The sequence below is a fragment of the Duganella vulcania genome (assembly GCF_009857655.1).
GTDB classification, from domain to species: Bacteria; Pseudomonadota; Gammaproteobacteria; order Burkholderiales; family Burkholderiaceae_D; genus Rugamonas; species Rugamonas vulcania.
The window spans coordinates 1-2,527 of the sequence record NZ_WWCX01000217.1; the positions used below are offsets into that span (position 1 = coordinate 1).

The following is a 2,527-nucleotide window of genomic DNA, read 5'->3' on the forward strand; positions in this document are numbered from 1 at the left end:
TTTTTCAAGACCCGGCAACCACCGAGCGCCACACTAATTGCAACGCAGTTTCCCGCCACGTCGCCCCCCCGATCTAGCATGAACGGCTCGTCGGCCGCCATCTGCGCCATCAGGTCGGCATTGCGCGCCACGCAGGCCTCGATGCGCAGCTTGGGGTGCACGCGCGCGAAGCGGCCCAGCACCTCGGTCAGCGTGTGCTCGCCGAAATCCTCCTGCATGCCCAGCCGCACGCTGCCGGCCAGCTCGGCGCCGCGCACCGCCGTGGCCGCCTCGTCGTTCAGCTCCAGCAAGCGGCGCGCGTAGCCCAGCAGCGCTTCGCCGGCCGAGGTCGTCACCATGCCGCGCCCTTCCTTGCGCAGCACCGGCATGCCCAGCTGGTCCTCCAGCTTTTTCAGCTGCGCGCTGACGGCCGAGGTGGACCGGCCCAGCCGGTCGGCCGCCTTGGCGAAGCTGCCCAGGTCGACGCCGGTCACAAAGGTGCGCAGCACATCCAGGTCAAACGTAATTCGCCGCATCATCGTCCCGTTTTTTTGAACTGTTGATCAAAATATTCCTGATTTTCAGGATCAAGATAGTCGGGTATCGTGGACGTGTCAAATCAAACAGGAGCAGGCCATGGCGTCGACGGCGGGACAACAAAGCATGGGCAGCCACGCCCCCAAGCTGGCGGAATTGACCGACAAGGTGTTGTTCGACGACGTCTGGCAGCGGCCGGGCTTGTCGCAGCGGGACCGCAGCGTCATCACTGTCTCGGCGCTGATCGCGATGAACCGGGTCGAGCAGCTGCCCTTCCATCTGCAACGGGCGCGCGACAACGGCGTCACGCGCGACGAGATCGCCGAACTGATTACCCACCTGGCGTTTTATTCCGGCTGGCCGACCGCCGCCTCCGCCATCAACGTGTTCAAACAACTGGAGGAAACATCATGCCCATGAGCCGCATCTCCCTGCTGAAAGGGAAATCCCCCGAGTACCTGGCCGCGCTGTCGAACAGCCTGCACCGCGCCATGGTCGAGGCCTTCAACGTGCCCGCCAAGGACCGCTTCCAGATGATCCACCAACACGAGCCGCACGAGCTGGTCTTCGACCGCGACTACGAAAGCCCGTCCGGCCCGCGCTCCGACGACTTCGTGCTGATCAACATCACCATCGGCAAGCCGCGCAGCACCGAGATGAAGCAGGCCTTCTACCGCCGCCTGGTCGAGCTACTGGCCGAGGCGCCGGGCCTGCGGCCGCAGGATGTGATGGTGGTGGTGTCGAGCTCGCAGGGCGACGACTGGTCCTTCAGCGGCGGCGCGCCGGCCGCCAGCCTGTGGAGGCCGGCATGATCGCGATGCAGTACAGCTTCGCGCTGCCGGCCGACTACGACATGGCCATCGTGCGCGAGCGCATCAGCAGCAAGGGCCCGCTGCTGGACCGCCTGCCGCACCTGGCGTTCAAGGCCTACCTGTACGCCGAGCGCGGCGAATCGAAAGAGAACCTGTACGCGCCGTTCTACCTGTGGCACAGCGAGACCGGCATGCACGACTTCCTCAACGGCCCCGGATTCGCCGGCGTGGCGCAGGCCTTCGGCTGGCCGTCGGTGCGCACCTGGACGCCGTGGCACGCCAGCGTTGGCGCCGGCATCAGGCAGGCGCGCCACGCCACCCGCAGCGTCGAGGCAATCGCGCCCCACAGCGACCTGGCGCAGCTGCGGCAGCGGGAGGAACAGCACGCTCGCCACGCGCTCGAATGCGGCGCGCTGGCGGTGGTGATCGGCTTCGAGCCGGGCAACTGGAGCATCGTGCGCCTGTGCCTGTGGCGCGGCGAACCGGCGCTGCCGCCGCTGCCGAACGAGCAGCGCTACCGGGTCGGCCACGTGTCGGCGCCGGAAGCGGTTCAGCAGTAATCAGCGCAGCAGCATCAGCGCGTTGCGCGGCTGGGCGTTGGCCTGCGCCAGCATCGACGCGCCCGCCTCGCGCAGGATACTGGCGCGGGTCAGCTGCGCGGTCTCGCTGGCGTAGTCGGTGTCGCGGATGCGCGAGCGCGCCGCCGCCAGGTTGTTGGCGCCGGTCTCGGCGTTGCTGGCCGCCGCCGACAAGCGGTTGCTGGTCGCGCCCAGCATGGCGCGGATGGTGGTCACTTCGTCTATCTTGCCGTCGAAGTAGTCCAGCGCCGCGCTGGCGCCGCTGAAGTTGGACAAATCCTGCACCGGCTCGCCGCCGCTGTACACATCCTGCAGCACCAGCTGCGGCGGCCCGACGATGACCGACGCCTGCTTGCCCGCGCTTAGGCCCGCCTTGGCCGGATTGGCGCCACCGATGCTCATCGAATGCGCGCCCGGCCGCGCGGCCTCGGTCACGGTGACCGTACCCTTGTTGCTCCCCAATGCCAGGCCCAGCGAGGCCGCGCTGCCGGCGTTCGATTCGGTGATGACGATATCGCGGCCGTCCGCCGCGCTCAATGTCAGCGTGCCGCCGGCGGCGCTGGCGGTCACGCCGCTGGCGCCGGAGGCGGCGGAGATCGCGCCGGCGGCGTTGGCCGCGCG

Annotated in this window: 5 protein-coding genes; 3 read left to right on the top strand and 2 right to left on the bottom strand. The window is 68.3% G+C overall.

What is annotated here, in order from left to right:
* A partial coding sequence (locus GTP90_RS35385) for a LysR family transcriptional regulator (RefSeq protein WP_254452196.1) occupies positions 1–515 on the bottom strand: 515 nt, incomplete at its 3' end.
* 100 nt (positions 516–615) lie between these two features.
* Between GTP90_RS35385 and GTP90_RS35390 the strand changes: the two genes are divergently transcribed.
* The 3 genes from GTP90_RS35390 to GTP90_RS35400 are packed head-to-tail and all read left to right on the top strand — an operon-like array spanning position 616 to position 1,888.
* The gene (locus GTP90_RS35390) at positions 616–936 is read left to right on the top strand and encodes a carboxymuconolactone decarboxylase family protein (RefSeq protein ID WP_161087886.1); all 321 of its coding nucleotides are present in this window, start codon (positions 616–618) and stop codon (positions 934–936) included.
* Positions 927–1,328 (top strand): tautomerase family protein, encoded by a 402-nt coding sequence (locus GTP90_RS35395; protein ID WP_161087887.1) that lies wholly within the window; start codon positions 927–929, stop codon positions 1,326–1,328. Before GTP90_RS35390 ends, GTP90_RS35395 begins: the two co-directional genes overlap by 10 nt.
* Positions 1,325–1,888: a DUF4865 family protein gene (locus GTP90_RS35400; RefSeq protein WP_161087888.1), complete on the top strand. Its 564-nt coding sequence runs from the start codon at positions 1,325–1,327 to the stop codon at positions 1,886–1,888. Before GTP90_RS35395 ends, GTP90_RS35400 begins: the two co-directional genes overlap by 4 nt.
* On the opposite strand, the gene GTP90_RS35405 is transcribed toward GTP90_RS35400, so the two are convergent.
* Positions 1,889–2,527 (bottom strand): flagellin (locus GTP90_RS35405; protein ID WP_254452197.1); only part of this gene is annotated, 639 nt, incomplete at its 5' end. It abuts the gene before it with no gap.

Excerpts from the sequence above, each read along its gene's own strand:
- GTP90_RS35400 (WP_161087888.1), top strand. The coding sequence starts at position 1,325 with ATGATCGCGATGCAGTACAGCTTCGCGCTGCCGGCCGACTACGACATG.
- GTP90_RS35395 (WP_161087887.1), top strand. The coding sequence starts at position 927 with ATGCCCATGAGCCGCATCTCCCTGCTGAAAGGGAAATCCCCCGAGTAC.
- GTP90_RS35390 (WP_161087886.1), top strand. The coding sequence starts at position 616 with ATGGCGTCGACGGCGGGACAACAAAGCATGGGCAGCCACGCCCCCAAG.